Raw genomic sequence first — 577 nt, 5'->3', positions numbered from 1 at the left:
CACATATGCGAACATTGATCCATTTGTTGAGCAATATGTCTGTGAGAAGCTCGGATTGAAAGCAGCACCGATTTCCACTCAAACCCTTCAGCGTGACCGCCATGCTGACTATATGGCAACACTTGCTTTGATCGCGACAAGCATTGAGAAATTCGCTGTGGAAATCCGCGGACTGCAAAAGAGTGAAACACGTGAAGTTGAGGAATTTTTCGCGAAAGGGCAAAAGGGTTCATCTGCAATGCCGCATAAACGAAATCCGATTGGCTCTGAAAACATGACAGGCATGGCGCGCGTGATCCGCGGCTACATGATGACAGCTTACGAAAATGTTCCATTATGGCATGAGCGCGATATTTCTCATTCTTCAGCAGAACGGATTATTCTTCCGGATGCGACAATTGCGCTGAACTACATGCTGAACCGCTTCTCCAACATCGTGAAGAACTTAACGGTCTTCCCGGAAAATATGAAGCGCAACATGGACCGCACTCTCGGCCTTATCTATTCTCAGCGTGTGCTGCTTGCTTTGATTGACACAGGCCTTACACGTGAAGAAGCCTATGATACTGTTCAGCCA

1 protein-coding gene is annotated in these 577 nt (G+C 47.3%); it reads left to right on the top strand.

Annotated elements, in window-relative coordinates; genetic code table 11:
* A partial coding sequence (locus tag ACWHAR_RS30150; protein WP_452088812.1) for a lyase family protein occupies positions 1-577 on the top strand: 577 nt, incomplete at both ends.

Source organism: Bacillus sp. LR--39, assembly GCF_053613335.1.
The sequence above is the reverse complement of the archived record's forward strand: the minus strand, read 5'-3'. Positions and strand labels throughout refer to the sequence as shown.